This window comes from Nitrososphaera sp., assembly GCF_036397675.1.
Lineage (GTDB): Archaea > Thermoproteota > Nitrososphaeria > Nitrososphaerales > Nitrososphaeraceae > Nitrososphaera.
Genome location: NZ_DASWIL010000013.1, coordinates 1 through 26108, shown reverse-complemented (window position 1 = coordinate 26108; position 26108 = coordinate 1). Strand labels below are relative to the sequence as shown.

At 53.6% G+C, this 26108-nt stretch carries 32 protein-coding genes, 1 tRNA gene, 2 rRNA genes, 1 other RNA gene and 1 riboswitch; of the genes, 14 read left to right on the top strand and 22 right to left on the bottom strand.

The genetic code is table 11. The features are described 5' to 3' along the window. Positions 1-60: 60 nt before the first annotated feature. The gene (locus tag VGA14_RS02520; protein WP_331002167.1) at positions 61-219 is read left to right on the top strand and encodes a hypothetical protein; all 159 of its coding nucleotides are present in this window, start codon (positions 61-63) and stop codon (positions 217-219) included. On the opposite strand, the gene VGA14_RS02515 is transcribed toward VGA14_RS02520, so the two are convergent. The 6 genes from VGA14_RS02515 to VGA14_RS02490 form a co-directional block, all read right to left on the bottom strand. Next, on the bottom strand, positions 191-754 hold the full coding sequence (locus VGA14_RS02515) for a PUA domain-containing protein (RefSeq protein ID WP_331002166.1): 564 nt from the start codon (positions 752-754) through the stop codon (positions 191-193). The genes VGA14_RS02520 and VGA14_RS02515 overlap by 29 nt on opposite strands. After that, complete coding sequence (locus VGA14_RS02510) at positions 751-1692, bottom strand: RsmB/NOP family class I SAM-dependent RNA methyltransferase (RefSeq protein ID WP_331002176.1); 942 nt, start codon at positions 1690-1692, stop codon at positions 751-753. Before VGA14_RS02510 ends, VGA14_RS02515 begins: the two co-directional genes overlap by 4 nt. A gap of 34 nt (positions 1693-1726) precedes the next feature. After that, the gene (locus VGA14_RS02505; protein ID WP_331002165.1) at positions 1727-2101 is read right to left on the bottom strand and encodes a hypothetical protein; all 375 of its coding nucleotides are present in this window, start codon (positions 2099-2101) and stop codon (positions 1727-1729) included. Between the two features lie 32 nt (positions 2102-2133). Further along, positions 2134-2292: a hypothetical protein gene (locus tag VGA14_RS02500; protein WP_331002164.1), complete on the bottom strand. Its 159-nt coding sequence runs from the start codon at positions 2290-2292 to the stop codon at positions 2134-2136. 141 nt (positions 2293-2433) lie between these two features. Beyond that, positions 2434-2714, bottom strand: an RNA gene (rnpB, locus tag VGA14_RS02495) — RNase P RNA component. 80 nt (positions 2715-2794) lie between these two features. Next, positions 2795-3295, bottom strand: a complete 501-nt coding sequence (locus VGA14_RS02490; protein ID WP_331002163.1) for a DUF367 family protein — start codon at positions 3293-3295, stop codon at positions 2795-2797. A 59-nt stretch (positions 3296-3354) separates the two neighbouring features. On the opposite strand from VGA14_RS02490, the gene VGA14_RS02485 reads away from it, so the two are divergent. Continuing rightward, positions 3355-4650: a DEAD/DEAH box helicase gene (locus VGA14_RS02485; RefSeq protein ID WP_331002162.1), complete on the top strand. Its 1296-nt coding sequence runs from the start codon at positions 3355-3357 to the stop codon at positions 4648-4650. Here the strand turns inward: VGA14_RS02485 and VGA14_RS02480 are convergent. Next, positions 4647-5306: a hypothetical protein gene (locus tag VGA14_RS02480; protein ID WP_331002161.1), complete on the bottom strand. Its 660-nt coding sequence runs from the start codon at positions 5304-5306 to the stop codon at positions 4647-4649. The two genes, VGA14_RS02485 and VGA14_RS02480, sit on opposite strands and share 4 nt — an antisense overlap. Positions 5307-5388: 82 nt before the next feature. Between VGA14_RS02480 and VGA14_RS02475 the strand changes: the two genes are divergently transcribed. Further along, a complete protein-coding gene (locus tag VGA14_RS02475; protein ID WP_331002160.1) occupies positions 5389-6531 on the top strand; it encodes a 3-hydroxyacyl-CoA dehydrogenase family protein in 1143 nt (380 codons plus the stop codon). Positions 6532-6790: 259 nt separating this feature from the next. Here the strand turns inward: VGA14_RS02475 and VGA14_RS02470 are convergent, their stop codons facing one another. Continuing rightward, positions 6791-7291, bottom strand: a complete 501-nt coding sequence (locus VGA14_RS02470; RefSeq protein ID WP_331002159.1) for a TIGR00725 family protein — start codon at positions 7289-7291, stop codon at positions 6791-6793. A gap of 70 nt (positions 7292-7361) precedes the next feature. Here VGA14_RS02470 and VGA14_RS02465 point away from each other — a divergent pair, with 70 nt between their 5' ends. From VGA14_RS02465 to VGA14_RS02455, 3 genes are all read left to right on the top strand, one after another. Continuing rightward, positions 7362-8006, top strand: a complete 645-nt coding sequence (locus VGA14_RS02465) for a phosphoribosyltransferase (RefSeq protein ID WP_331002158.1) — start codon at positions 7362-7364, stop codon at positions 8004-8006. A 44-nt stretch (positions 8007-8050) separates the two neighbouring features. Beyond that, positions 8051-9322, top strand: a complete 1272-nt coding sequence (gene ahcY, locus VGA14_RS02460) for an adenosylhomocysteinase (protein ID WP_331002157.1) — start codon at positions 8051-8053, stop codon at positions 9320-9322. A gap of 39 nt (positions 9323-9361) precedes the next feature. Further along, a tRNA-Val gene (locus tag VGA14_RS02455) sits at positions 9362-9436 on the top strand. A gap of 14 nt (positions 9437-9450) precedes the next feature. Here VGA14_RS02455 and VGA14_RS02450 read toward each other — a convergent pair. The 5 genes from VGA14_RS02450 to VGA14_RS02430 all read right to left on the bottom strand — a co-directional run bounded on the left by VGA14_RS02450 (position 9451) and on the right by VGA14_RS02430 (position 11264). After that, on the bottom strand, positions 9451-9738 hold the full coding sequence (locus VGA14_RS02450) for a hypothetical protein (RefSeq protein ID WP_331002156.1): 288 nt from the start codon (positions 9736-9738) through the stop codon (positions 9451-9453). A 66-nt stretch (positions 9739-9804) separates the two neighbouring features. Continuing rightward, entirely contained in the window at positions 9805-9972 is a 168-nt protein-coding gene (locus tag VGA14_RS02445; protein ID WP_331002155.1) for a 50S ribosomal protein L40e, read from the bottom strand. A 38-nt stretch (positions 9973-10010) separates the two neighbouring features. Further along, positions 10011-10328: a cupin domain-containing protein gene (locus VGA14_RS02440; protein ID WP_331002154.1), complete on the bottom strand. Its 318-nt coding sequence runs from the start codon at positions 10326-10328 to the stop codon at positions 10011-10013. After that, positions 10325-10480, bottom strand: coding sequence for a hypothetical protein (locus tag VGA14_RS02435; RefSeq protein ID WP_331002153.1), 156 nt, complete (start codon positions 10478-10480; stop codon positions 10325-10327). The genes VGA14_RS02440 and VGA14_RS02435 overlap by 4 nt, the downstream gene beginning before the upstream one ends. Positions 10481-10514: 34 nt before the next feature. Next, complete coding sequence (locus VGA14_RS02430; protein ID WP_331002152.1) at positions 10515-11264, bottom strand: hypothetical protein; 750 nt, start codon at positions 11262-11264, stop codon at positions 10515-10517. A gap of 79 nt (positions 11265-11343) precedes the next feature. On the opposite strand from VGA14_RS02430, the gene VGA14_RS02425 reads away from it, so the two are divergent. Continuing rightward, positions 11344-12630 carry a hypothetical protein gene (locus VGA14_RS02425; protein ID WP_331002151.1) on the top strand — a complete coding sequence of 429 codons (1287 nt, stop codon included), beginning with the start codon at positions 11344-11346 and terminating at the stop codon, positions 12628-12630. Position 12631: 1 nt separating this feature from the next. Here VGA14_RS02425 and VGA14_RS02420 read toward each other — a convergent pair whose 3' ends face one another. The 5 genes from VGA14_RS02420 to crcB all read right to left on the bottom strand — a co-directional run bounded on the left by VGA14_RS02420 (position 12632) and on the right by crcB (position 14444). Next, a complete protein-coding gene (locus VGA14_RS02420; RefSeq protein ID WP_331002150.1) occupies positions 12632-12757 on the bottom strand; it encodes a hypothetical protein in 126 nt (41 codons plus the stop codon). Between the two features lie 4 nt (positions 12758-12761). Further along, positions 12762-12929, bottom strand: coding sequence for a hypothetical protein (locus VGA14_RS02415; RefSeq protein WP_331002149.1), 168 nt, complete (start codon positions 12927-12929; stop codon positions 12762-12764). 24 nt (positions 12930-12953) lie between these two features. Then, on the bottom strand, positions 12954-13571 hold the full coding sequence (locus tag VGA14_RS02410; protein ID WP_331002148.1) for a hypothetical protein: 618 nt from the start codon (positions 13569-13571) through the stop codon (positions 12954-12956). Between the two features lie 139 nt (positions 13572-13710). Further along, positions 13711-14025 carry a DUF190 domain-containing protein gene (locus VGA14_RS02405; RefSeq protein ID WP_331002147.1) on the bottom strand — a complete coding sequence of 105 codons (315 nt, stop codon included), beginning with the start codon at positions 14023-14025 and terminating at the stop codon, positions 13711-13713. Beyond that, positions 14025-14444 (bottom strand): fluoride efflux transporter CrcB, encoded by a 420-nt coding sequence (gene crcB, locus VGA14_RS02400; RefSeq protein ID WP_331002146.1) that lies wholly within the window; start codon positions 14442-14444, stop codon positions 14025-14027. The genes VGA14_RS02405 and crcB overlap by 1 nt, the downstream gene beginning before the upstream one ends. Then, positions 14431-14510, bottom strand: a riboswitch (Fluoride riboswitch). It overlaps the preceding gene by 14 nt. A 160-nt stretch (positions 14511-14670) precedes the next feature. Between crcB and VGA14_RS02395 the strand changes: the two genes are divergently transcribed. Together VGA14_RS02395 and VGA14_RS02390 are read left to right on the top strand one after the other, a co-directional pair. Beyond that, positions 14671-15186 carry a PadR family transcriptional regulator gene (locus tag VGA14_RS02395; protein ID WP_331002145.1) on the top strand — a complete coding sequence of 172 codons (516 nt, stop codon included), beginning with the start codon at positions 14671-14673 and terminating at the stop codon, positions 15184-15186. 65 nt (positions 15187-15251) lie between these two features. After that, entirely contained in the window at positions 15252-15527 is a 276-nt protein-coding gene (locus tag VGA14_RS02390) for a winged helix-turn-helix domain-containing protein (RefSeq protein ID WP_331002144.1), read from the top strand. Here the strand turns inward: VGA14_RS02390 and VGA14_RS02385 are convergent. Both VGA14_RS02385 and VGA14_RS02380 read right to left on the bottom strand, forming a co-directional pair. Beyond that, on the bottom strand, positions 15524-15796 hold the full coding sequence (locus VGA14_RS02385; protein WP_331002143.1) for a hypothetical protein: 273 nt from the start codon (positions 15794-15796) through the stop codon (positions 15524-15526). The genes VGA14_RS02390 and VGA14_RS02385 overlap by 4 nt on opposite strands. Positions 15797-15802: 6 nt before the next feature. Beyond that, entirely contained in the window at positions 15803-16438 is a 636-nt protein-coding gene (locus tag VGA14_RS02380; RefSeq protein ID WP_331002142.1) for a pyridoxamine 5'-phosphate oxidase family protein, read from the bottom strand. 55 nt (positions 16439-16493) lie between these two features. Here VGA14_RS02380 and VGA14_RS02375 point away from each other — a divergent pair, with 55 nt between their 5' ends. Further along, a complete protein-coding gene (locus VGA14_RS02375; protein ID WP_331002141.1) occupies positions 16494-16718 on the top strand; it encodes a hypothetical protein in 225 nt (74 codons plus the stop codon). A 30-nt stretch (positions 16719-16748) separates the two neighbouring features. Continuing rightward, entirely contained in the window at positions 16749-17075 is a 327-nt protein-coding gene (locus tag VGA14_RS02370; RefSeq protein WP_331002140.1) for a hypothetical protein, read from the top strand. Here VGA14_RS02370 and VGA14_RS02365 read toward each other — a convergent pair. Both VGA14_RS02365 and VGA14_RS02360 read right to left on the bottom strand, forming a co-directional pair. Continuing rightward, positions 17062-19146, bottom strand: coding sequence for a thioredoxin domain-containing protein (locus tag VGA14_RS02365; RefSeq protein ID WP_331002139.1), 2085 nt, complete (start codon positions 19144-19146; stop codon positions 17062-17064). The two genes, VGA14_RS02370 and VGA14_RS02365, sit on opposite strands and share 14 nt — an antisense overlap. A 458-nt stretch (positions 19147-19604) precedes the next feature. Beyond that, the gene (locus VGA14_RS02360) at positions 19605-20720 is read right to left on the bottom strand and encodes an SIR2 family protein (RefSeq protein WP_331002138.1); all 1116 of its coding nucleotides are present in this window, start codon (positions 20718-20720) and stop codon (positions 19605-19607) included. 116 nt (positions 20721-20836) lie between these two features. Here VGA14_RS02360 and VGA14_RS02355 point away from each other — a divergent pair, with 116 nt between their 5' ends. The 3 genes from VGA14_RS02355 to VGA14_RS02345 form a co-directional block, all read left to right on the top strand. After that, positions 20837-21292 carry a hypothetical protein gene (locus tag VGA14_RS02355; RefSeq protein ID WP_331002137.1) on the top strand — a complete coding sequence of 152 codons (456 nt, stop codon included), beginning with the start codon at positions 20837-20839 and terminating at the stop codon, positions 21290-21292. Positions 21293-21768: 476 nt separating this feature from the next. Continuing rightward, positions 21769-23238: ribosomal RNA gene (locus VGA14_RS02350) — 16S ribosomal RNA — on the top strand. A gap of 240 nt (positions 23239-23478) precedes the next feature. Beyond that, positions 23479-26108: ribosomal RNA gene (locus VGA14_RS02345) — 23S ribosomal RNA — on the top strand; the annotation flags it as partial.

Below are 26108 nucleotides of genomic sequence, written 5' to 3'. Positions count from 1 at the left end.
ACATACTTGTACATAGAATATAGATAACAACCCCTATTATCGGAAATCGTCTTTCCGGCAATGATGAGAACCGAAGAGGAGGCCAAGTACGACTTGGACGAGCGCATCTTCGAGCTGTACGACACTGGCATGTCCATCCAGGAAATGTCAAAGGAGCTGGAGACGACGGCAGACTATATTTCGACCGTGCTCAGGAACGCCTCCGTCGAGGCGACCTAGACATCTTGGCCTGCCTTTCGCCGTCCTCTTCGCGCAGGTAGCGGCCCGCGTCCACTACAGTCGTCACGGTTATCCGTCCTTTTTGCATCATCGATTTTCCGGCAAACCGCGTCCTGCCTATGCCCAGGGCCTCGCCGGCCCTGTTCGTGATTATGACAAGCTCGTTCTCTGAAAGATCGGCGGCGCTTATGACGGAATCGCCCATGACATCTCTCCCGTAAAGCACGAGTTTTTCGGCGTTCTCGCCCACCACCACGTAATTCCTGCCGCCCCCGGAGAGCCTTGCAAATAGGTCCGCTCCCTCCATTGTTGGCTGGAAGTGCTTGGCAAGATCTCCGACAGCAAGGCCGCAGAATAGCGGGTTGATGTTCGCGATGGCAGCTTCAAGCTCTGGCGTGACAAGGCAGGCCTGCCGCGATTTTCCGTCTTCCCTGACAATGAGTGTGCTATCTTTCAAAGCGTCAAAGACGCCCCATTGAGCAAGCGCCCTGTTTATGATCGTGCGTTCATCCCTTGCAGGCTTGCGGTACTTCATGCCCTCAGCCTCGCCACGAAAAAACCGGTTGTGTCGTGCAGGTGCGGGTAGAACCGGCGCGTGTTTTTCCCCATCCTGAATTTTTTATCGCCAAAGGAGTCAAGACCTGCGCTTCCGTGACCAAAGGGCTCGACCCTAGCGCCGAGCTTTCCTGTCACCGTTTCTACCACCGCCTCGTTTTCCTCCGGCGCAAAAGAGCATGTCGAGTAAACGACAACCCCGCCAAGCTTGGTCGCCTTTATCGCGGTTTCGAGCAGATTCGCCTGCCTTGCAGAGCAGTAGTCGACGTCTTCGGGCGCGTGGCTTGTCTTTCTTGACGGGTCTTTTGCAATCACGCCTTCGCAACTGCACGGCGCGTCGAGGAGCACCCTGTCAAATTTGCCGAGTTTTGCGGCCTCAAGGCCGTCCATCTTGCACACGCATGTGTTGAAAACGCCCAGCCGGGCAAGGTTGAATGCCATAGACCTTGCGCGTTTTTCGTTGGGCTCAAGGGCGATTATAGCGCCCGTGTTTTGCATCCGCTGGGCGATAAACGTGGTTTTGCCACCGGGCGCTGCAGCCATGTCAAGCACTTTTTGACCTTTCTGCACGTCAAGGGCCTCGACTGCCATGCACGAACTCAGGTCCTGCAGGTAATAGTGGCCAAGCATGTATTCGGTGGTGGCACCAGCAGACATTGGCTCTTTTTCCACGGCGAGCACTTCGGGCAGAGCAGTTTGTCGCAGTTCAAACCCCTTCTTGGCAAGCCTGTCTGCAAGGCTCTTGGTATCCATCTTGAGAGTGTTGACTCGGATATACCGTGTTGGCTTGCTCTCCATCTTGTCCAAAAACTGCTCGACATCTGGGACGTACTGCAAGAATCTGCTCACGAGCCATGGATCGTAGCCGTACTTGCGCGCAAGCGCGTCTCCCCTGGGAGACTGCGGGAAAAGGAGCACCAACCGGTTTGAAGAGCGCGCGTGTCAATTTATACTATCTTCCAGATCCTGGAAGGCCTATAGTCTTTGCCGGCGTCCTGTAATCGGTTACGACCTCTATGCCCTCATTTGCAGTTACCCTTATTGTGGCCGGGGGCGTTTCGGGAGCAGGGTAAAAGTAGTAGGTCTGACCGGGCTCCAGAAAGTCCTTGCTCTGCACGTCGCCTGCGCCCAGCTCGGCCGTGATGTCAGTCAGCCTTTCCGTCCCGACGTTTGCGACCCGGATGCGGTACATAGTGCCAGAAATGTCGGTCGTGTCCCGCGTCGCGTCCACTTCCAGCGCATAGTCAGGTCTAGTAAAATTTGCGAACGCGACATAGCCGGCAACCGCCACGGCGGCCGTTACTATGCCAAAGATGACTGCGTACACTGTTTATCAGAAAACTCGAGGCGAGATAAGAGTTATTCCTCGCCGTCCAGCATGCCCTGATATTTGATGTATTTTATTAGAGCCTCATAATTGTCTTCAATCTTGTAATAGCGGAGCATGCTTTCAAGTTTCTCGTCATCGTAAAGGTGCCTACCCAGTCTTTTTTCAATATTTGGCCCTTTTTCTGCCACTGATCTTAGATAGCCATGTCTCAATGATAACCTTTTGATGTACTTGCTTCATACACACATCAAGAAAATCCGTGACGGTCGACAGGCTTTAGTGATTGTAGTTCAAAAGAAGATGGGGCCGTGGCCCCCGCGAATCGTAATGCGTGCCAGCCGTAACCCTCCTTCTGTTCTAGGCGAGATTCCGCTGAGCAGCCAACCTGAGCAGATGCAGGAACCTTGCGCTCTGTTTGGCCTTGCTCCATCCGGGTCGGCAGTTTCATTCCAGTATCGGGAACCTCAGGCTTGCCGCCATCACGGTGCGCCCCGACCGGATCTCTTTTCTGTTCCGTTGCCAGCCGTCTCCGGCTAATTGTCGCCAATTCGGATGCCTGCTGCGAGGGAGGAGTTTCCTCTCTTTTCGAGTCGCCCGCCCGCTGGCTCGCAAAGATGGTTGGTGCTTCTAGCTATTTTAGGTTTGTAATAACCACGTTTCCAGTGAAACCCAGCTTCGTGAATAGAACTTCTAAGCTGGAAAGTATTCGCGCTCTATCTGCCTTATTTGCTCCTGCGTATCGGCGCTTGCATAGTCTTCAAGCAGGTATGCGTTCAGTTCAAGGAAGGTGTGGCCCCACTTGAACTTGTTCAGTATCGCTGACGCTGTCTGCCTGTCGCCCAGAATGTAGAGAGCGCCCGCCAGAGCTTCGGCAGAAGACAGCTTGCCAAGTTTCGCATAGTTGACGGGGTTTGCAGCAAGCATCGCCGGTAGTCTGCGGCTGATTCCGGCCGAAAAAACGCGTTGGTGTTTTGCAACTTCGTCGGCCCTTTCCCAAGAACAGTCTATTGCGCACACTGCGTCCGCCATCTTGGCGTCGCTTCTCGTAAGCAGAGTATCGGAAAACGGGCTGAGCACTAGGGTGTTTTTTCGTATGAACCTGACAGGTTCGGCTATTCGGAATTTTGCCAGTTTTGCCGCAGTGCACTTGAAGGGGTCGTCCTGGCGCATCATGTATACCTGCGGCTTCATGGCATATCGCGGGCGGGATGATCATTAAAGTTTTTAGTGACGACAAGTCCACCTGAGATGTGCCTGCCATATCCGCGCTCAAGTTCCCTTTCGACCTTAAGAGGGACCAGATTGAAGCAGTGGAGGCGTGGATGCAGAACGGCTGCCGCGGTTCGGTGATATACAGCACCGGAACTGGCAAGACAGAGATAGCGTGGGAGTGTGCAAGAAGGGCCGCAGAAAAGTCAGGCGCAAAGCACTATCGCATACTTTTCCTTGTCCCAAGAATAGTGCTTATCAACCAGAACGTGCGTAGGCTGCTGAGCTACAGCATTGATGAAGGCAACATGGGCGTCTATTACGGCATGCGCAAGGACGCACGTGAGATAACTATTAGCACCTACCAAAGCGTCATCAACAATTTTGACCTTGTCAGGCAGGCGGACATGGTGGTGCTCGATGAAGTTCATCTCGTCAGCGAGACTGCCGTGGAATTTGACGGGATATTTGACGTAATCGTTGAAGATGCAAACAAGGCGATACTCGGCCTCACTGCCACGATAAACGAGCGAGAGCCTCGCTACCACACCATACTGACGATCGCGCCGCCGGTGAAAAAATACATGATAAGAGATGCCGTGTCAGACGGCAGGCTCGCCAGGCCGATTGTGATAGAAGAGAAGGTGAAATTCACCGACGAGGAGCAAAAGATCTACGACGAGGCAAGTTACACCATCAAGGACATTTCCCGGAAATTACAGGCGTACGAGCCGGACAAGATGACCAAGATACTGATGCGCGGGGGCGCAAGGGGCTCGCTTGCCAAGCAGTGGTTTGCAATGGTGCGCAAGCGCAAGCAAGTGCTGAGCTCGACAAGGCAAAAGCTGCTGAAGGCAGTCGAGATTGTAAAAAGCCACCCGGGCGAACGCGTCATGATATTTTCCGAAACGATAGATTCCATACAGCAGCTGCGCGACATGCTCGAGGCGTCGGGGACACCTGCAAGGACGATCCACAACGGCGTCAGGAGGCAAGAGCGCGAGGAGATACTGCAGAGCTGGGGTTCCGACTATTTCCCGCTCCTGTCTGTGCACACGCTGGAAATTGGCTACGACGTGCCGCAGGTAGGAATCGCCATCATAATCGCAAGCTCGTCGAACACCAACCAGGTGGCGCAGAGGATTGGCAGGGTCGTGCGCAAAGTGGAAGGCAAGGAGCACGCGCACGTCTACATCGTGTACGTGGAGGGTACCAAGGACGACAACATGCTCAAGATGGTCAAGGCTTCCATAGAGAGCGGGAGCGACGAGCAGCGGCCTTCAAGGCCAAAAGGCGGGAGACCTTCAGGTAGCCAGCGAACGATAACGAGATACTAGATGCCTGACATGCCGCGCAAGAGCGCGTCGCCCATGTTCTCAAAGTACGAGTCAACGTCCATCTCCACCACCCTGCCAGCATCAATGTTGATGATGTAGACCACGTGCAGATGCGCGTTCAGGAGGTTGTCCTCCGCGACCGGCGGATTGCTGTAGTATTTGTCGCAAAAGATCTTCAGCTCCTGCACGTCCTTTGTCTGACGGTCGCGCGGAGGTTTCCGGAAAATTGCAGGTATTGGGAGCACACTTACAGGCGGCGTCGCAAGGATGAACTTGTTTGCGTGCTTGCTGTACCTTGCTATCTTGCTTGCAATCCTTGCGGCATAGTACGCCAGTGGATCGAGCGCGTGTTCTGGCGGGATAAAGCCCGTTTCGATTTCCACGATGGCAGAGCCGTCGCCCTTGGTCGCAAAAACGTCGCAGACAAGGATGTCCGTCAGCTGCTTTTCAACGTCTACGGTGTACCCGTCGCGGATGAGGTGGCGTGCGCATACGAGCTCCATCGCCGAGTGGTTTATCTTAACAAGGTTTTTCTGGTAGAGATCAATCAACCTGTTCTTGACAAATTCGAGCCGCTCGACATTTTCAGGCGGCTCGCCTTTGCTCATCTTGCCGGCAAGCGACGTCACGTCTTCCGTGAACTTTTCTAAGTCCAAGCCTTCGCAACTGTTAGCCCTTGCGGGCTTAAAGAGCCTTCGATAGCAACATTAAAAATTCCCTGACAGCCCCTCAAGGGAAATGGCAATCAACAAGATAACAGTGCTTGGCTCCGGCGTCATGGGTCACGGCATTGCGCAGGTGTCTGCGATGGCAGGCTACACGGTCACGCTGCGCGACATCGAGCAGTCGTTCTTGGACAAGGCGATGGAAAGAATAAGGTGGTCGCTCAACAAGCTCGTCGAAAAGCAGAAACTGTCGCAGCAAGACGCGGACGCGATATTTGCACACATAACCCCCAAAGTCGACTTGAAAGAAGCGCTGAGAGACGCGGACCTACTCATCGAAGCCGTGCCGGAAGACATGAACTTGAAGAAAAAGGTGTACGCGGAGATAGACAGCCTTGCGGAGCAAAAGACGCTGTATGCGTCGAATACGAGCACTCTTCCCATAACAGACATGGCTGCACTGACAAGCAGGCCCGACCGCTTTATCGGCCTTCACTTTTTCAACCCCCCCCAGCTGATGCCGCTGGTCGAAGTCATCCCGGGAAACAGGACAAACAGCGACATGGTAGAAATGGCAATGGGCTTTTGCAAGAAGGTGGGCAAGCAGCCGGTCCTCTGCCAGAAGGATGTTCCCGGCTTTATCGTAAACCGCGTCTTTATCCCCCTGGTCCACGAGGCGGCGTACTGCATGGACCGGGACGGTGCAAAGATGACCCAGATAGACTCGGCCGTGAAATTCCGGTTGTCGTTCCCAATGGGCATCTTCGAACTTGCAGACTATACCGGCCTTGATGTGATACACAAGGCGACAGTCGAGATGCACATGCGCGACACCAAGGTCATAAACCCGCACCCGGCCATCAAAAAGCTGTTCGAGGAAAAGAGCCTAGGCCAAAAGACCGGCAAGGGCTTTTACGAGTACAAGGGAGACAAGTACGAGCGGGTTAGCCTGACAGAGGAGGAGGCCGCAACCTACGACCCGATAAAGATACTGGCAGTCGCGGCAAACAACGCGGCTTGGCTGATAACAAAGGGCGTGTGCGGCAGGGAAGACCTTGAAAAGGCGCTGAGGCTGGGCATGGGGCTAAGGAAAGAGTTGTTTGCTACCGTTCAGGAATTTGGTGCAAAAAGGGTGCTCGACACGCTCAAGGAACTGGCCGCAAAGCACGGCGCGTTTTACGAGCCCGACCCGTACCTCGTCAACTATCGAGGTTAGCCCTGCTGGAGGCAGTCGCAGCAAGTCTTAAATCCTATTTCTGCGTAAGAAATGATGCCGACTGGTCGAAAGGTGAACCGTCAAAAGACCTGCGCAACGGGTAAAGGCTCGATGCGTCCTAGGAGTTGACGGCCGCTTGGCGCAAGAAACGTCCTTCAGGGTGTCGATTGCACAAGCATTGGCAAGGACCAGGATCGCCATGCGTTCGTCGTGGCAGGTTCTGAGCAGGCCAAAAGCCCAAGGCCAGCACGGCTTTTTCTCATCCTTTTGGCATCACAATCTTGACGGCTTCCGCCGGGTTTTTTGCAACCTTTATCTGCACGCGCTTGCGCTCGTCGAGGTACTTGCCGCCGTACGAATCGGCAATGCCGCCGCTCCCGGCGACTGCAGCCATCGGCTTTTTCATCATGTAACCTATCGAGAGTTCGGTGAGCGTGCCCACGCCACCTCCCACCGCTACTATGCCGTCGGCAGACGACGCCACGATAAAGTCCCTCGCAAAGCCGATAGTTGAGCAGACGACAATGTCGCAGTACTTGTTTGCATGCGAAAAGTCGTCCTGGGGGATTATGCCCACCGTGGTGCCACCTGCATCCTTGGCACCTCTGCACGCTGCTTCCATGACGCCCCCGAGGCCGCCACAGACAAGCACGGCCCCAGCCTTGGCAATCTCCTTTCCGGTCTCGTATGCCAGCGCTCTGGCCTCGTCTGAGCAACTGTCGCCGTTGTACCCAATGACTGCGATCTGGAACTTGCGCACATGCACGCTATTCGTGGCCGATTTTAAAGTCTTGTCAATGCTTAAATCCTGTGCGCTACAAGGCTGTCAGATGAAGTTCCGCAGTAGGGCGGACGCCGGCGAGGCCCTCGCAGACAGGCTTGCAAAGGTGGAAGGCCACGGCGGGCCGGTGCTCGTCCTTGGCATACCAAGGGGTGGAATCATACTTGCTGACGTTGTTTCCCGGAGGCTTGGCGCCGGCTTTGACATCGTGATACCTAGGAAGCTCAGCGCACCCGGCAATGAAGAATTAGCGATAGGTGCAGTCATGGAGGACGGCACCGAATACATCAACCGCTACCTTGTGACCGCGCTCAGGCTGCAGCCGGAATATCTCGAGCAGGAAAAGGCGAGGCAGGCTGCAGAGATAAGGCGCAGGTCCGCAGCGTACAGGAGGCCGGGGATGCCGTACCGCATACAGGGCAAGACGGCGGTGCTAGTGGACGACGGCATCGCGACGGGAGCGACGGTGATAGCGGCCGCCAGATGGGTAAGGAAGCGAAAGCCGGACACGCTCGTCATTGCAGTTCCGGTCGCGCCGGCGCAAACTGTCGAAGCGCTCAGGCACGAGGCGGACGCTGTTATAGTGCTTGAAACCCCGCACGACTTTGGGGCGGTGGGCGAGTTTTACGAGGAATTCAAGCCCGTCACCGACGAGCAGGTCATGGATATCATGCGCGACAAGGGCCTGCTTTAGGGAGGGGCAAATAAGTAATATAGGGAGTACAGGATTTCACGGTCATGGAATACCGGGTCAAGGATCTTTCGCTTGCAAAAGAGGGCGAGAGGCGCATTGACTGGGCGGAGGCCCACATGCCTGTCCTCGTAGCCCTCAGGAAAAAGTATGGCGAGACCAAGCCTCTCAAAGGCATCAGGGTGACCGGCTGCCTGCACGTTACAAAGGAGACTGGCGTTCTTGTCAGGACGCTCAAGGCTGCAGGCGCGGAAATAACTTGGTGCGGCTGCAACCCTCTTTCCACGCAAGACGATGTCGCGGCGTCGCTTGCCAAGCACGAAGGAATCGGCGTGTTTGCAAGCAGGGGTGTTTCCACGAAAGAGTATTACGATGATATCCATTCTGCGATGAAGCTCAACCCACACGTAACCATCGACGACGGCGCGGACCTTACGGTCGAGATGCACAAGGCGATGGAAAAGGGTCGGGATGGCGACATTGCCGGCCCGGTATACGGCGGCACCGAAGAAACCACGACGGGCGTCATCAGGCTCAGGGCCATGCAAAAGGCAGGCCGGCTTCTTTACCCCATAATTTCAGTGAACGACGCCGAGACCAAGCACGACTTTGACAACGTCTACGGCACCGGGCAATCTGCATTAGATGGCATTATACGCGCGACGAATGTGCTGTTGTCCGGCAAGAGCGTGGTCGTCGCCGGCTATGGCCACGTGGGAAAGGGCATCGCAAGGAGGGCCGCGGGGCTTGGCGCAAACGTCACAGTCACGGAAGTTGAACCGATTGCTGCGCTCAAGGCCAAGCTGGACGGCTATTCCGTTGCAACTATGAACGAGGCTGCAAGTGTCGGTGACATCTTTATCACGACGACGGGCTGCAAGGATGTCATCGTTTCAGACGACATCGCCAATATGAAGGACGGCGCGATACTGGCAAACGCCGGCCACTTTAACGTCGAGATCTCAATACCAGACCTTGAGAAACAATCGACAGGCCACAAGGAAGTAAACCAGCACACGATGCAGTACGATCTCAAGAATGGGAGCAGGGTCTACCTGATAGGCGAGGGCAGGCTCGTCAACTTGGCGGCGGCCGAAGGTCACCCGTCAGAGGTAATGGACATGAGCTTTGCAAACCAGTTCCTTGCGGTGCTAAAGCTGGCAGCGTCAAAGGGGACGATGAAGCCTATCGTCTACGATATCGACAAGGCTCAGGACCAGGACATCGCGATGGCCAAACTTCAGTCGATGGGCGTCGCGATTGATGTCCTTACGCCGGAGCAACAGACGTACCTGGAAGGTTTTGCCGAAGGAACGTAGTTGGACATATATTATCGGTCAATCGCAAGCAAGACCGACGGATGGGTAGTCTAGTCTGGTTAGGATACCTGTCTCACACACAGGTGGTCGAGAGTTCGAATCTCTCCCCATCCATTCTATCTTGTCAACTATTCTGCAGGCTTCGCCAAATCACGGATGTTCAGGCCCAAGAAAATCAAGCCGACAGAGCCTAGCGTCATGCCGACAAACAGTTCGTACATAGATTGTTGATAATACAACTTTGCATCTAGGGCATCTAACCCCATGCCAAAGCAATTCAGTTCAGCGCATTCGTTCGCTTCTTCGTTGGCTTCTGTTTGATATGCAAAATGCTGTTTGTAATCCTCGATACTCAAGTACGCTAACAATACGACTGATGCTACAAGCACTAGACCGACGATAGCAAGCGCTTTCATGAGTTAGCTTGTAATAAACAAAACGACCTAAAATGCTTCTCGCAAAGTGAAAAGATTGGTCTGACCTTACTTCTTGGCGCCAAGTGTCCTGTTCTTGAGCCTCATCTGGCTGCTGTGGCACTTCCTGCAACGCAGCGCAGAAATCGGGTTCTTGCCACCGCACCGGAAGCAGATCTTGAAGTACAGCCGGCGGTGCTGGGCTATCTGTTTCTTTGTCGCGTCGGTAATCGGCATATCGTTCTACTTCCATGCAGGCAGGGGCTGATTTATACCTATTCCGCAAAGATGTAGAGCACGACGAGCAGGTTCCTGTTACCGTAAAAGTGGTGGGGCATCTTTGCAGGTACGAATACTATGGATCCTTTCATTATAGTCTTGCGCTCGCTCCCGACCTCAAGGTAGCCGCTGCCCTGCACAACGTAGTAGAGTTCGTCCGCGTCGTGGGGGGTCTGTGTGTCCTCCTCGCCGGGACGCAGGCGGAGCACCCCTGCCTCAAGGCGTCGGACGCGCAGAAAGTCGTGGAAATATTCGTCGTCGCCTATCTTTGACAGCAGGTAGTCAAGCTCAAATGATTGCGCCTTTTCCTTCACTTTTTTGCCCTCCCAAGAAATGAAGAAACCAGTCTTTCCAGTTCTTGTTCGGATTCAACGTGGCGGCGCATGTAATGGTAAAGTTCTTCCGTGGCGGCGTAGTAGTCGACTCCTAGGTTCTGCTCTATCTGCGTCGCCGCATGCGCCAGCACCAGCTTGTAGGACAGACAGACCCCATAAGAAGATTCACACAAAGTAGCTGTCGTACCTGCCCATGCCCATAAGGAGCCCGCTCTCGCGGTCGCGGATAAATTCCGTGCTCTTTTCAGGCACCAGACCGTCAGGCCTTACTAGGTGCGGTGTGCCATAGATACTTGCCAGGACGTACTCGTATCGCCAGAGCAAGTAGCGGTCGCGGTCTTCCATCAGGCTTCTGGCCTGTACCATCGGCTCCGAATAGCGCCCTACCAGCTTGACGTTGTCGTACCAAATGGGATATTTCGACCAGACCGATTCCTTCTCTTCTGGCCTGTTGCGGGCAAAGAGGAGTTTCGGCGCGTGGGCTATAACCATGCTCAGGGCCACCATGCCGATGCCAAGCAGAAAGTGCATTGTGACTGCGACCCCGGCGGCTTCTTCCGGGCTTCTTACTCCGCTCCGTTCGTTCGGGAGCAGTTGTGAGAAGGCTCCTTCGCCGGGAGGGTAGTAGGGCAGAATGATGGCGTTATGTAATAGTACAACTCCTAGGGCGCATATAGCTGCGGGAACCAGCCCCTTCCAGGCAATCGTGAAAAAGAGAAAGCCGACGAGCGCTATGGCAGTGACGTTGACAAGGTTCGCAGATAGCGGGACTGCCGCGGGGTCAATCAGGTGTAGGAAAAACAGGAACCCCAGGACGGCCGCGTTTGCGATGAGCAGGGTAGTCTCATGCCTGCCCATCCACCTTTTCGCCGCGTGGATGGCCCCCCTTGCAGGAGCAGGCGCGCCTGCAGCCATGACCAATATACCTCACGCTGCGCCTTAAGCATTTTCTCGGATCGCAACAGTTTTTTGTGACGGATTCGCCCAATACCACGTGGTTCCCCCTTTCGGGTTTTTCAAAAAGAAAGAGAAAGCAGAGGAGAGGACCAAGCCGGCAGTCGTGGCTCCGGAGGCAGAATCGCTTTCAATTCCCCAGGTGCAGTCGCTACTTCAGGAGCAGGAGTCAGTAAAGGTCCAATGGCTTGCCGGCAGGTTTGAGCCCTTGCGCCAGTCCGCCGAAGGTGTGCTTGCCACCCTCGGCTCGATAGCTGACGAGATGGAGAAGGAAAAGATCAAGCTTGAAGAACTCGAAAAGAGGTTCGGGTCCACGGTCGAGACTGCGAGGAGGACGGTCGTGTCGACTCTCAGGAGAGAGGCTTCTGTAGAGCTTGTACCCGTGAAATCAGCAGGCGACGCAAGAAAGTTCCGCGAGAGGCTTGACTCCATCCTGAACCGCATGGGCGAGGTCAGCGGCTCACACAGCAAGATGCTCAACTATTTCCTGAAAAAGCACGCGGACAAGATGAGGGCCGGCTTTAACAAGCTGGAGGACCTGCAAAAGGAGGCGAAATCAATCTTTGCACTCTTTGAGCAGGAGAGGGCGCCGGCCGTCCGGTGCGCAGCCACGATCAACACCATAACCCAGAAGATGGCCTCCATCAAGGCCGACGAAGCCTCGTCGCAATCCATCGAAGAGATACTGGTGGCGCATGCGGCAGAGCTGGAAAAAGCAAGGCAGGAGCTAGCAGCAGTAAAGGGGTCAGCCGAGTTTGCCCGCGCGCAGGAAGCAAATGAACGAATAGCCGGCGCCAGAAAGCGCCAGGAGGAGTTCCGGGGCGAGTTGTCAGAAATGTTCTCCCACGTTTCCAGGGCGCTGACGAAATATTCTTACAACGTGTCAAAAGAGACCGAGAGGCGGCTACAGGTCATGTCCTCAGAGCCGTGGAACATGTTTGGCGAGGACCTGCCGCAGTATTTGGCGCTCTTGCATGAGATAAGCAGGTCGGTTGGCTCGGGTCAAGTTCAGCTGAAAGACTCTGACAAGATCCTGCAGAACCTGGACTCCATCCACTCGTCGCTCCCAGGGCTTCATGAAACTGCAAGAGAGATTGCAAAAGAGATGTCAGACCTGGCGCGGCAAGACACAGAGGCTGCAAGGCGCGCCTCCGATCATGAAGAAAAGGTATCGGTCCTTGAGCAAGAGATAGAGCGCAACAGGCAGGACACAGAGCAAAAAAAGCGTCAGATAGGCGAAAAAAACGCCGAAGTCGATTCACTGCTGTGGCAGGTGTCAGAAAGCCTGGCAGAACTTTCAGGCAGGCGCTATAAAGTCACGCGCTAGGCTAGCGGGTCCAAGACCTGCTGGAAGGCAGATCGCAGGTAGGCACGGGATTTGCAGCACAGGCGACGTCCGCAGAGGCGGCATCAACTATGCCTGCTATCTTGGCTATCATAATATTCTTGTTCATCGGCCTATCTCCAGAATACTGAGAATATTCCAAGGCCCAGTATGCAGAGGCCCCCAAAAGAGACAGGCGGGACGTTCATCGCAAGCCCGAGCACTGCGACGCCTACTCCGCTTGCAATCATTATGGCCTCGCCCACCCGCCGGCGGTTCTTAAGGATGCGCCTCTGCCTCATGCGCGAAAGGTGCTCCGGTTGGCTTTATAAAATTACCTGCTTCTTTCTGCCAATCAGCGCCCCTACAAACGACCTTGTAAGGATGAGCGTGACGAGCCCATAAAACATGTTAAACGCAAGCGCTGTGTAAAGAACGCGATCCATCATTGCCAAGAGGTCTCCCACTGCCACCTGGAACAGGTTGCCCACCGGCGCCCGCTGGCTTATCACGGATTGGCTGTCAAGGGACTGCAAAAGTGGTATCATCGCGCCAAAGGTAACAGGAACAAAGAGCGCGAGCCAGATAGTGGCTCCTGCTGCAAGGCCCAGGCCGGGCGCAAACCGTAAGAGCGCAGAGTACGCCCTGCGTGACGCTGCAAACGGCGCAGATATGACCAGCCCTATGAACGTTCCTGCAGCCAGGTGGAGCAGTAGCCCCTGCGCTATTGCATACATGCTGTAATCCGCGCTCTGGGTTATCGCCGCAAGTAGCACGAGGTAGAACGCGCCCACAGGAAGCCCGGCGACCCGCTCGGCCAAAAGTATCAGGGCGCTGAGCGCAAGCGATGCTATTAGTCCCGAGGCGGCACCAGAACCGAGCAGTGCGCCGTATCGCTTCCCGCTTTCCACAACCTTCCTTACAGTGGACGACCGTCGCAGCACGGCTAAATATGCACGAATGTAATATTTACGCCTTTTACTAAAACTGATTACAAATATCATCCATATTTAGATTATCTATAACTATACTACAGGTACCTTAATCAATACATATAAATTCTGGAAATTCGCTGCCCACGTATCAGAACACGTCGACCTGATGGACGGTCACAAGGCCGTTGTCGTTCACCATGTTCTTGATTTCGACCAGAAGCGGTTCGAGCTTTTCACGCTCCTCGATAACCTCTATGATGAGTGGCATGTTGAAGGTTATCCCCTCCATCTGGACCTTTGACCGGCCCCGCTTACCAAAGCCGTCGACTCCTGCCCACACGGTCGCGCCGGTGATGCCGGACCGGACGAAAAGATCCAAGAGAGCCCTTTCGAGGCGCTTGCCTTCAAAGTTATCGTTCTTCTTTATCCGGATTGCAAGTGCAAGCATCTTTCTTGCCACCATCACTGGAGCCCCCCCTTCAGGATGACTGTTGCAAGGGACCTGCCACCAACTATTGCGCCTATCGACAGGCCAACGTTTGCAAGTATGTTTATCGCCATGCTTCCAAACTGCCTGTTGTCTGCGAGGTTGACAGTCTCAAGGGCAAACGACGACATCGTCGTGAGCGAGCCGCAGAACCCCACGGCTGCCAGAAGCGAGTAGCGCGAGTCCAGGTTCCATGCCACGAACAATATGGAAAAGATCCCGAGTATGAAACTTCCGATGACGTTTGCTGCCAGCACGCTTCCGGGGAGTGTGTCAGCAATCAGCTGCGATTCGGCTAGCTTATAGCGCAATAATGCGCCGGCTATAGCTCCTACCGCAAGAAACGCAATTTCTATTCCTTTTATTTTTGCCCACCATCCTCCATTGGTAGACATTATCAGCACCTTTTCAAAAGGGCGGTTCAGGCTCGCGCCCGGGCTAATGCCATAGCCAGTGCAAAGCAACGGGCGTTCGGGAAATAAACCTAACGGGAAGATGCTCTCGGTAAAAACTAATCGACATAGAGGACACCGGGACGCAACAGCCTTTCCTAACTCTCTAGTTTGCAACAGCACTATCACTAGCGATACGCTTATATTCGCTAGTGATATTACTAGTGATATGATAAGTGAATGGCTTGCACGTGTCGGAAGCTCCATACCAAGGGGCTTTTCACGCCACTACATACTGGCACTGTTGAAGGAAAAGCCGATGACAGGTAAGGAGATAATCGACAAGGCGATAGCGCAGACTGAAGGGCGCTGGAAGCCGTCGCCAGGCCTAATCTATCCCCTGCTCGGCAGGCTACTCGACGACGGTCTCGCGGTGGAAAACGACGACGGGCGGTATTCCATAACAAAGAAAGGCCTTGCCATCATAAGAGACCTAGAATCGCTCAATGGCATCATCCACAAGCAGCTTGACGTAATCCTACGCATCGGAAATATGGGCGCGGCAGTCGCAACGGACTTGGTGGACAGGGTAATAACCATCGGGACGACGCTCAGCTCGAACCTAGGCGCAATGAGCAGGGACGACCGCAGCAAGTACCGCCAGTTCCTGCTGTCAGAGCTGAAAAAGCTTGACGAACCGGAAAAGTCAGGTCGCGACCGCAAGGAAAAGGTAGACGTAGAGTAGAATAGAGCTTTCTTCCGGTTTTTTATTAGAGCACATATTTATCTGATGCGTGTGAATATTGTCCCGTGAAGTACAGAAGCAGAATGGACATCGCGGCTGCCATGCTGGATGTCGCACTCGGCGGGGCTATAAAGACCCGGATAATGTACAGTGCCTTTCTCTCATTCCCCCAGTTGAAGGAATACCTGCAACTGTTGACGGACAGCGGTCTGTTGCAATATTCTGAAAAGGAAAGGGAGTACCACACGACTGAAAAGGGCAAGTACTTTTTGAAGATGTACAAGGATGTCGGGCAGACGATCTACCCACAGGGCAGCAAGCGCAAAAAGCTGGCTGCCTAGAGCCAGGGCCAGTGTGGGATACCCCTTATGTCGCACTGCTTGCGCACCACCGCTTGGGCCTTGCCAGCGGCCTCGGCGTCCCCAAGCCCGCTTTTCAGGTACTGCAAGAGTATCTCTTCGTAGAGCTTTTTCGCCCTCTCTTCAGTGAACTCTTTGTACCTCTTTTCCTTGGCCGGGGCCGGCTCGCCGGCCTTTTTCATCTCCAGGTACTCTTGGCGGCACATTTCGCAGTTGTCGTCGAAAAAGTCAGGGTGGATTATGCAGGTCATTCATTTTCACATCTCGGGGTCGCTTTCTAGCTCTAGCCTGCCGTCTTTGAAAACGACGCCCATGATGGCAAGGACCGGCTTTGCGTTCTCCAGCCCTTCCCGATCGATGATGTTCTGCGCCATCTTTAGCCTGTATGGCCTTGACCAGTGCTGGCCCACCTTGTACTTACCCCGCATCTCGTCCGGCACCACTTTTATGACTGCCACCTCCTGGAGGACAGGCATTTCCGGCGCGAGCTGCTCGTACCCCCCTTCCTTCTGGTACTTTTCCATTAGAGCGTTGAGCGCCCGGGCCTTCTCGCCGTTATCCCTGACAAGCGACGCAGTGCCCTTTATCACGACGCTTATGTAGAGCGTATCTGCCTGCGACGCGTCGGTCGGGTGGAAATAGTATGACGGTAGGAAGCAAACGTGCTGGTCGACTTCAAAGCCAACCTGCGGGTTGCGCAGCATGTTGTCCAACTTTTCGCCTGCGGGGTGCGAGTGCATGTATATCGCCCCGTCGGCCCATACAAAGTTCATGGGTATGACCTGAGGGTAGCCGTTTCTGTCTATCGACGCGATCCGGCCCGCCGGCTGGCTGTTTAGAAACTCGATAATCTTTTCCCTTGACTTTATCTCGAGTTTTTTGACCAGCTGCATATGGTAGTCTAAGGCAGGCCTGCCGTTAAAAGTTATACGCATGACTCTACAAGCATTGATAGTGGACAGAATGACCATCCGCTACGGCATAGCAGGCGCAATTGCGGCTATGATAGGGGCCATCGCCTACGCGTTTGTCAGGCTGTACGTCATGAACGTGCGCGTGGACCTGTCCATACTGCTGGTCAACATCGTCGTTTTTTCGGCAAGCGCCGGCGTCCTCGTCTACCTGTTGTGGAAGGAAGGCCAGCTTGAAGAGGAAGAGCTGTTCAGGGATTGATTTAGTAATGGCCGTGCACACCAAGATGCCATGCAGGACGACTCTGCAAGATTCAAGATAACCCAGATGACTGACACGGGCACAAGCGTCACCCTCACGCTGGCTGAAGATGTCGAGCTGGAGGCAGTCTCGCAGCAGCAGATGATGCTCGAAGCCGTCGACAGGGCCATAACAGACAAGGAGGTCAAGGAGCAGGTCAAGCCGATACTGGAGGCCATCTTGCGCTCCCAACCGCAGACAGTCATTCGGAGCTACTCGCGGACTATGATCCAGATGACAACGCCAAAGCGCCGCTACGAAAAGCTCGGCAGCCCCAGGGTTGGCGAAGTGCTGACAATTGACATCAAGAAGGTTTGACACCAAGCTGGCGCTCAAGCTCTTGCTGCGATTTTATGGGAAGTGAGCAGGCAAAATTGCGGCAGACAAACGCGGTCTCGCCTCCCTCCGCGTTCCTACCCTTGAAGAACGCGTACTTTTCCAGAGCGGGCAGGTCGCTTTCCGCGACGATCGCGGTTATTCCGTCGGGCAGGAAAATGCTGTTTATCCACTTTGACATCTCCCCCCTATTGATAACAATGACTTCGACCGGCTTTTTCACGTAGAGGTATATCGCCATCAAGAGCTGCCCAAAGCCAAACGGGTTTTCGGCCGCAGGCTTTGCCCCCGACTTCATTATCCGCGTCGCCTTTTCGAGGTAACCGGCGTTCTGCGCGTAATGATACAACCGCAGAAGGTTTGACGCTGCGACAGAGTTTCCGGAGGGTATCGCAAGGTCGTAAAAGTTCTTTGTTCTGACTATGAGCTGCTCGTGGTCGTCGGAAGTGAAGAACAAGTTGCCTTCCTTTTCATCCCAAAAGTGCGCAAGCATGTAATCCATGTATTTGGCCGCCTTGTCAAGGTACTCGAGCCTTGACTCGACTGCAAACAGGTCTAGAAGAGCGCTGGCGTAAAATGCATAGTCGTCCAGGTACGCGTTCAGTTTTGACTGGCCGTCCTTGAACGTGCGCATCAACCTGCCTTCAGGCGACGCCAGTTTGGCCTCAATAAATCTGACTGCTTTTCTCGCCGCATTCAGATATTTCTCGTCGCCCGTCACAGCGTAGCCTTTTGCAAATCCCGAGATCATGAGTCCGTTCCACGACGTGAGCACTTTTTCGTCCCTGCCCGGCCTGAAGCGCTTTTCCCTTTCTGCAAGCAGTCTTGCAGCGGCATCGTCGATAATCCTCTTGATCTCTTCAGCCTTTTTGCCGGCGCGCTTGGCCATGCCGTCAAGCGAGGACCGCACATTCAGTATGTTCTTGAACTCGAAATTGCCACCTTCCGTCACGCCATAGTACTCGCAAAGGGCGTCTATTGCTGACGGATCCTTCAGGATCTCGCGGATCTCTTTCTTTGTCCAGAGGTAGAACTTGCCCTCCTCTCCTTCCGAGTCAGCATCAAGCGCCGAATAAAAGCCGCCCTCGGGATACGTCAGCTCCCGGATAATAAAGTCAAGCGTCTTTCTCACGGTGGCAAGGTAGCGCTCGTCTTTTGTAATCTGGTACAGTTCTGAATATAGCTGCGCCAATAGCGCGTTGTCGTACAGCATCTTTTCAAAGTGCGGCACGAGCCACTTCTGGTCGGTTGCGTACCGGGCAAAGCCGCCGCCAAGCTGGTCGTGTATCCCCCCCTGCGCCATCTTGTCTGCCGTAAATATCACAAAGTCGCGAAAGCGCGCAATGCCGGAAATGTCGTAGTATCTTAGCAAAAACAGCAGGTTGGAGGAGTTCGGGAACTTGGGCGCCTGGCCGAACCCGCCATATATGGTGTCGCCCATCTGCAACAGCCCGACTCCTGCCTCGTCCAAGACGGAGCGCTCAATTCCTCCATTTGCCCCGGCGCCGGGCGGGGCAACGTCTCTTGCCGTCTGCGAGAGCGCGCTCATGAACTCTTCAGACGCCACCTCTATCTCGCTCTTTTTGCTCTTGTACGCTTCTGCCAGCTGTTTCAATATTGTCTGGAATCCCGGCAGGCCATAATGCCGGCCGTCCTTTGGAAAATATGTGCCGACGTAGAATGGCTTGTGGTCCGGCGTCATGAAAACCGAAAGGGGCCAGCCTCCCTGCCCGCTTGAAAGCTGGCAGGCGCGCTGGTAAATGTCGTCGATGTCGGGGCGCTCTTCCCGATCTACTTTTATGTTGACGAAGTGGTCGTTCATAATTTTTGCAGTCTCCTCGTCCTCAAACGACTCGTGGGCCATCACGTGGCACCAGTGGCACGCGGAATACCCGATGCTCAAGAAAATGGGTTTGTCTTCTTTTTTGGCGCGCTGCAAAGCTTCGTCCCCCCACGAGTACCAGTCGACAGGGTTGTAGGCGTGCTGGAGCAGGTAGGGGCTCGTCTCGTTTGCAAGCCTGTTTGGTTTACCGGAATGAGCGTTATCATGCATAAGCAAACTTGCCCCGTGACGGTATTTAGACTTTGTAGGAATTGAAATTTGCAACAAAATTTGCTAGAAATGTAAATCTATCGCAAAGGGACGGATATTAGACCGACTTCTAACCTGTGCCGATTGCAGGGACGTGTTACTAGGTGAGAAGGTGACCACAAGCCAATTGAGGAGCCGAAGACGGTAGACGACGCAGAAGAGGTAAGTAATACTATATTTCTTGTATGGCCGTTTTAATATCTCTAAACATCTCTATTATTCATGGTGGTGCGATACATCAAATTGCCAAACGGTAGGCGCAGGAAATTTATTATTAGAAACTACATGGACTGCATGTTCTCCGACCACGTTCCAGGGTTCCCAGAATGCGCCGATGGTTGCAAGCGATGGCACCAGTGACGAAGGACGTATGATAGAGCCACTAGGATATTTCTCTGATGTTACAGCCGAAACGACTGTTATCCTTTCTTGTCTTTCTGGATATTCGCAATAACACTTTTCCACGTATCTACTAGTTGGGCGCTATTGTCTGCTTTCAACTCTTTGCGATATAGGAAGATATGCGGATTATCTGAACCTGCAACGTCTAACACCTGAATGTCATTATTTACTATACTTGGTAAATGGTCTCCATCTTCCTTTTCACCTATCACATTCACCATAAAATCACGTATAGCCGTAGGTGATATGATAATCAGGGTCTTGCCTCGGTTAACATAGTCCTTGAATATGTCATTCAAGTTGTCCCTAAATGAAAAGCCGATAACCACGCACGCATTCGCAGAAGCCATAAACTTTCTGAATCTTCCTTTAAGTGTCCTGAACGGCTCTTCCTCCTCTTCATCCTTAGGTGAACGTGTAGGCATAATTACCATGTTTCGAGAGAAATTGGTATCAGAAGGCTTGCTTTCCTCGATTGTCTTAACTATCGTGCCATCAGAAAGTTGTTTCCAGTTTAGTGACCCATGAAGTTTATACAGTCTTAAACTTGTTCTATTGTCTCCGCTTACAATTGGGTCGTCGAAATAGTCTTTCCAGATGCTAAATTCATTCTCTGGCCGTTTGCGCCAGAATCCATCGAAAAGGCGATAATTATCTTCTGAAAGGTGACAGTATGTTTCAATCGCTCGGTCATAGTTTGTTGTGAAGACGTTAATTTCGTTGAATGCCCTAAGATACCCGAAGATATCATTGTAGATTTTCACTAACGCATCGTTAAAGTGGCGATTCCATCGATAATTCTTGTATACCGCCTCTTCGACCTTTTTCTCAACGATTTTGACGTTTTCCACAAAGGAATCGAATGGCACTCCTCCGCGATTGAATGAAAACATTCCGTTTTTGCCTTTCTCGAAGAAATACTTCCCTCCAATGCTTTCGGAAAACTTTCGAATATCCTTCAGAGCCTCCAACACATACTCGATGTCCTTGGTTGCATAAGTCAGCAGGAATGATTGGAGAATTTCATCGTTTAAGTCGTCAGAACGCCCAATGAGTTTACTTTGTAATTCGGCGGTGGTAGGTTTATCAAAAGGTTTTGAAGCACCCGCACCCAAGAATAATCCCACCTTCATATGCGCCAATTCTTCCGTGCAGGATATAAAGATACACAGCCATGTTGCAAATCACTAACGATGAAGGGGCGACCGCTAACCCTTCTTTTTATGTCGCTTTCTTAATACTTTGAATAATGGCCGAACTAATAGAGCAGATATTTTCTGGTATACTCGCTTCTGCCACTGTTGCGTTAGCCGTTGCAACTTTCTACCTTGCCAAGAATACTCGTGCGGTTACACAACTAACACAGGCTTCCATCAGGGCATCCGAGGCTTTACAGACTATGCCATCTTTGACCTTCAATGGCGCTCAACCTCTGAGTGATGGCGGAGGCAAGTATTCGACATTTTCAGTGAAAAATGTTGGCTACGGACATGCAAAAAAACCCACGGTGTTGGTGAGAACAAAGGATGGAAGGGGACTCGAAGCAAAACCTCATTTCAAGACAAACATCATCGAGGTCGATAACCTGTTTTATTGGAACGTTTACGATGTAAAGGTTGGAGATGAATTGAGCATCGAAGTATCATTCACGGATATTCGAGATGTTCCATATCCAGCCTTCAAACACACCTATACTGTAATTTGAATGAACATCGAATCGCCAGCAATAGTCAGTTTTTCTTACCCCTAAAATTTCGCCTCTATGATAATCGTTAACAGTTGGGAAAACTAACCCCTCGCGAAAAACGAGATATTCTTTTGGTTTAACTGCTAAGTATCAAAGACTTTATTAGCGAGCTTTCCTTTACCAGAGCTAACACAAGATACGGCAAGTTCTGCGGGCAGTATTCAAGTGTTGTCTCACGGTCTACGCTAGCTTGAAAAGATTTATATCGCTGGACTGGAAAGAAGAGGAACGAACGTAACATTAGGCGGCGTCGGTGATGATGTTGGCATTGTGCCATTTTATGATTCACTGACCTCCAGTTGCGCTCATATCATGGAGATTCGATGTAAACATTGGATCCGACATAGGTCAAACGTGCAAACCCGTAACGACAGTAGCGATCCGCACAATTACCAAGTTGTCCGGCCGTACTCTTTAACGAAAAAAATGGATTGACTCCGGTTGATCCTGCCGGACCCGACTGCTATCAGAGTGGGACTAAGCCATGCGAGTTAACGCAGCAATGCGTGGCACACGGCTCAGTAACACGTAGTCAACATGCCCAGGGGACGTGGATAACCTCGGGAAACTGAGGATAAACCGCGATAGGCCAAGATTTCTGGAATGGATCATGGCTAAAACCTATATGGCCCCTGGATTGGACTGCGGCCGATCAGGCTGTTGGTGAGGTAATGGCCCACCAAACCTGTAACCGGTACGGGCTCTGAGAGGAGGAGCCCGGAGATGGGCACTGAGACAAGGGCCCAGGCCCTATGGGGCGCAGCAGGCGCGAAACCTCTGCAATAGGCGAAAGCTTGACAGGGTTACTCTGAGTGATGCCCGTTAAGGGCATCTTTTGGCACTTCTAAAAATAGTGTAGAATAAGGGGTGGGCAAGTCTGGTGTCAGCCGCCGCGGTAATACCAGCACCCCGAGTGGTCGGGACGATTATTGGGCCTAAAGCATCCGTAGCCGGTTCTGCAAGTCTTCCGTTAAATCCACCTGCTCAACAGATGGGCCGCGGGGGATACTACAGGGCTAGGAGGCGGGAGAGGCAAGCGGTACTCGGTGGGTAGGGGTAAAATCCTCTGATCCACCGAAGACCACCAGTGGCGAAGGCGGCTTGCCAGAACGCGCTCGACGGTGAGGGATGAAAGCTGGGGGAGCAAACCGGATTAGATACCCGGGTAGTCCCAGCTGTAAACGATGCAAACTCGGTGATGGGTTGGCTTTGAGCCAACCCAGTGCCGCAGGGAAGCCGTTAAGTTTGCCGCCTGGGGAGTACGGTCGCAAGACTGAAACTTAAAGGAATTGGCGGGGGAGCACCACAAGGGGTGAAGCCTGCGGTTCAATTGGAGTCAACGCCGGAAATCTTACCGGGGGCGACAGCAGAGTGAAGGTCAAGCTGAAGACTTTACCAGACAAGCTGAGAGGAGGTGCATGGCCGTCGCCAGCTCGTGCCGTGAGGTGTCCTGTTAAGTCAGGTAACGAGCAAGATCCCTGCCTCTAGTTGCTACCGCTAGTCTCAGGACTAGCGGGGCTAATTAGAGGGACCGCCGCCGCTGAGGCGGAGGAAGGAGGGGGCTACGGCAGGTCAGTATGCCCCGAAACCCTCGGGCCACACGCGGGCTGCAATGGTAAGGACAGCGGGTTCCGATCCCGAAAGGGGGAGGCAATCCCACAAACCTTACCTCAGTTATGATTGAGGGCTGAAACTCGCCCTCATGAATATGGAATCCCTAGTAACCGCGTGTCATCATCGCGCGGTGAATACGTCCCTGCTCCTTGCACACACCGCCCGTCGCTTCACCGAAGTTGGTTCTTGGCGAGGTGGCGCCTAATTGGCGCTATCGAACCTGGGGTCAGCAACGGGGGAGAAGTCGTAACAAGGTAGTCGTAGGGGAACCTGTGGCTGGATCACCTCCTTAGTTATCGGCCGGACGACTTGAGTGTAAAGGATCTGCGCTGTCCCGGTATGCACGTGTGACCTAGAAATTTGATGCAGCTCCGCGCGTGAGCGCGGGGTGAAGGACGCAGCAGGGAGACCTGCGATGACCGTCGTGCATAGGAAACAGAAAACACGCCACAACAACGACAGAAGTAAAAAAGTGGCTTTACGGAAACGTTCGCGTATAGTTTCCGGGGCTGCAATAGATGTTGGCCGGTGTACAAGTGCAAAGACGCCGGTTGGAGGATGACTCGGCTTGGTAAGTGATGAAGGACGTGGCAAGCTGCGATAAGCCCGGGGTAGGTGCAAGCGACCGTCGATCCCGGGATTTCCGAATGAGGTCTCTCTTTACACTCCCTTGCTTGCGCTTGGGAGGGCGAACTGTCCGAAGTGAAGCATCTGAGTAGGACGAGGAAGAGAAATCAATTGAGATTCCGCTAGTAGCGGCGAGCGAAAACGGAAGAGCCCAAACTGAACCTGCCACGGCAACGTGGTAGGGATGTGGTGTGCTATGGCGTTGGACGCCGTTTCCTGAGCTGAAGTGCTCTGGAACGTGCTGGCGCAGAGGGTGATACCCCCGTAAGCGATTGGAAACGGGATTCTGCCATAGCAAGAGTAACTGGCCTTGGCAGTGGCCAGTGACTACGGGTGAAAGTAGCATCCAAGGCTAAATATTCACCAAGACCGATAGCATACTAGTACCGTGAGGGAAAGTTGAAAAGTACCCCGGAAGGGGGGTGAAAAGTGTCTGAAACCAACCGGTTACAGACGTGTGCGGCGTAAAAGGAACCAGGTGGAGGTCCCGCAAGGGACTGAAGCCTTCCAGCGTCGCATGATCCGTCTAGAAACACGGGCCAGGGAGATTGCTGTCATGGCGAGCCTAACCTGACGAGGGGAAGGCGAAGGGAAACCAAATCTGCGCAGCATTGCGAGGCAGAGGATCCGAAAGGGTCTTGAGTCATGGCAGTAAGGCTAGAAACCGGACGATCTAGTCCTGGGCAGGACGAAGGCGGGCGAAAGCCCGCTGGAGGTCCGAAGGGGTCCTGACGTGCAAATCGGTCCTCAGACCTGGGATTAGGGGTCAAAAACCAATCTAGTCCGGTGATCGCTAGTTCCCACCGAAGTAGATCGCAGTCTTGTCTTGATGGAGGTTGCTTGTATTGTAGAGCACCGATCGGACGGTAAGGGCTCGAAAGGGCTCGCCGCCCATTCGAACTCCGAATGTACAAGCGCCGAAGAAGTCAGGAAGCGGGTTTATGTGGGGTAAGCCTCATAACCGAAAGGGGGACAACCCAGACTAGAGTTAAGGTCCCCAAATGTCTGCTAAGTGTCAAACAAAAAGGTGTTTTCGAGCAAAGACAGCAGGGAGGTAGGCTCAGAAGCAGCCACCCTTCAAAGAGTGCGTAACAGCTCACCTGCCGAGCTCGGAAGCCCTGAAAATGGACGGGGCTAAAGCAGACTACCGATACTCTAGGCCGCCGGCAAAGCCGGCGCGCGGTAGGTGGGCGTAGTGTTTGGGTCGAAGCTGGGCTGTGAAGTCCAGTGGACCGAACTAACTATTGCAGATCCTGGTGGCAGTAACAGCATAGCCGGGTGAGAATCTCGGCGACCGAATGGGCAAGGGTTTCCCGGCAATGCGTCATCAGCCGGGAGTTAGCCGGTCCTAAGAGCAACCTCAACAGAGTTGCCCGAATGGGAAGCTGGTTAATATTCCAGCGCCGTGGAGCGTCGTCATCACCTACCCTGTCGCTTCAGGATAGGGCGAGCAGAACCGTCGTTCTGCCCAAGCTTACGAGTCTGGGGGAGTGCCGTAATGGCGAGATCCTAGACGAGTGGTGAGTGGCCTGCCGCAAGGCGGGTTCGCTTGATTCCAGGAGACAATGAAAGCAGGAATAGGAAGATTGCTCCACGACCGTACCGAGAACCGACACTGGTGCCCTGGATTAGAAATCTAAGGTCTATCGGGAATACCGTAAGGCGAGGGAACTCGGCAAAATAGCCCTGTACCTATGGTATAAGGGGTGCCTGAGGCTTTTGCGAGGAGCAGGAGCTTCAGGTCGCAGTGACTAGGGGGTCCCGACTGTTTAATAAAAACACAGGTGGCCGCTAGTCCGAAAGGATGTGTACGGCCTCTGTATCCTGGCCAGTGGCGGTACCTAAAACCTGAGTTCAATTGGGCTAAGGGCCGCTAAACGCCGGGAGTAACTCTGACTCTCTTAAGGTAGCCAAATGCCTTGTCGGGTAAGTTCCGACGTGCATGAATGGAACAACGAGGGCCCTACTGTCCCCGCCTGCAGCCCGGTGAAGCCACATAACGTGGACGAACAGTCCACGAACCTCTGTCGGGGAGAGAAGACCCTGTGGAGCTTTACTGCAGCCTGTTGTTGCGGTATGGTTGTGTATGCAGAGCGTAGCTGGGAGCCATCGAAGTCAGTCCTCCGGGGCTGGCAGAGGCGCCGTTGTAACACCAGCCATTCATTACCGTATCGCTAACCCGTTCTTACGGGGACATCGGCAGGTGGGCAGTTCGGCTGGGGCGGCACCCCCTTGAAAAAGTATCGAGGGGGCCCAAAGATCGGCTCAGGCGGGACAGAACTCCGCCGGTGAGGGCAAAGCCAAAAGCCGGTCTGACTGCATTCCCAATGATACGGAATACAGAGGCGAAAGCCGGGCTTAGCGATCCATCGTGTCCCCACTATTGGGGGCCGGTGGTGACAGAAAAGTTACCCTAGGGATAACAGGCTCGTCGCGGGCGAGAGCTCCCATCGACCCCGCGGTTTGGTACCTCGATGTCGGCTCTTCCCATCCTGGTTCTGCAGCAGGAGCCAAGGGTGGGGCTGCTCGCCCA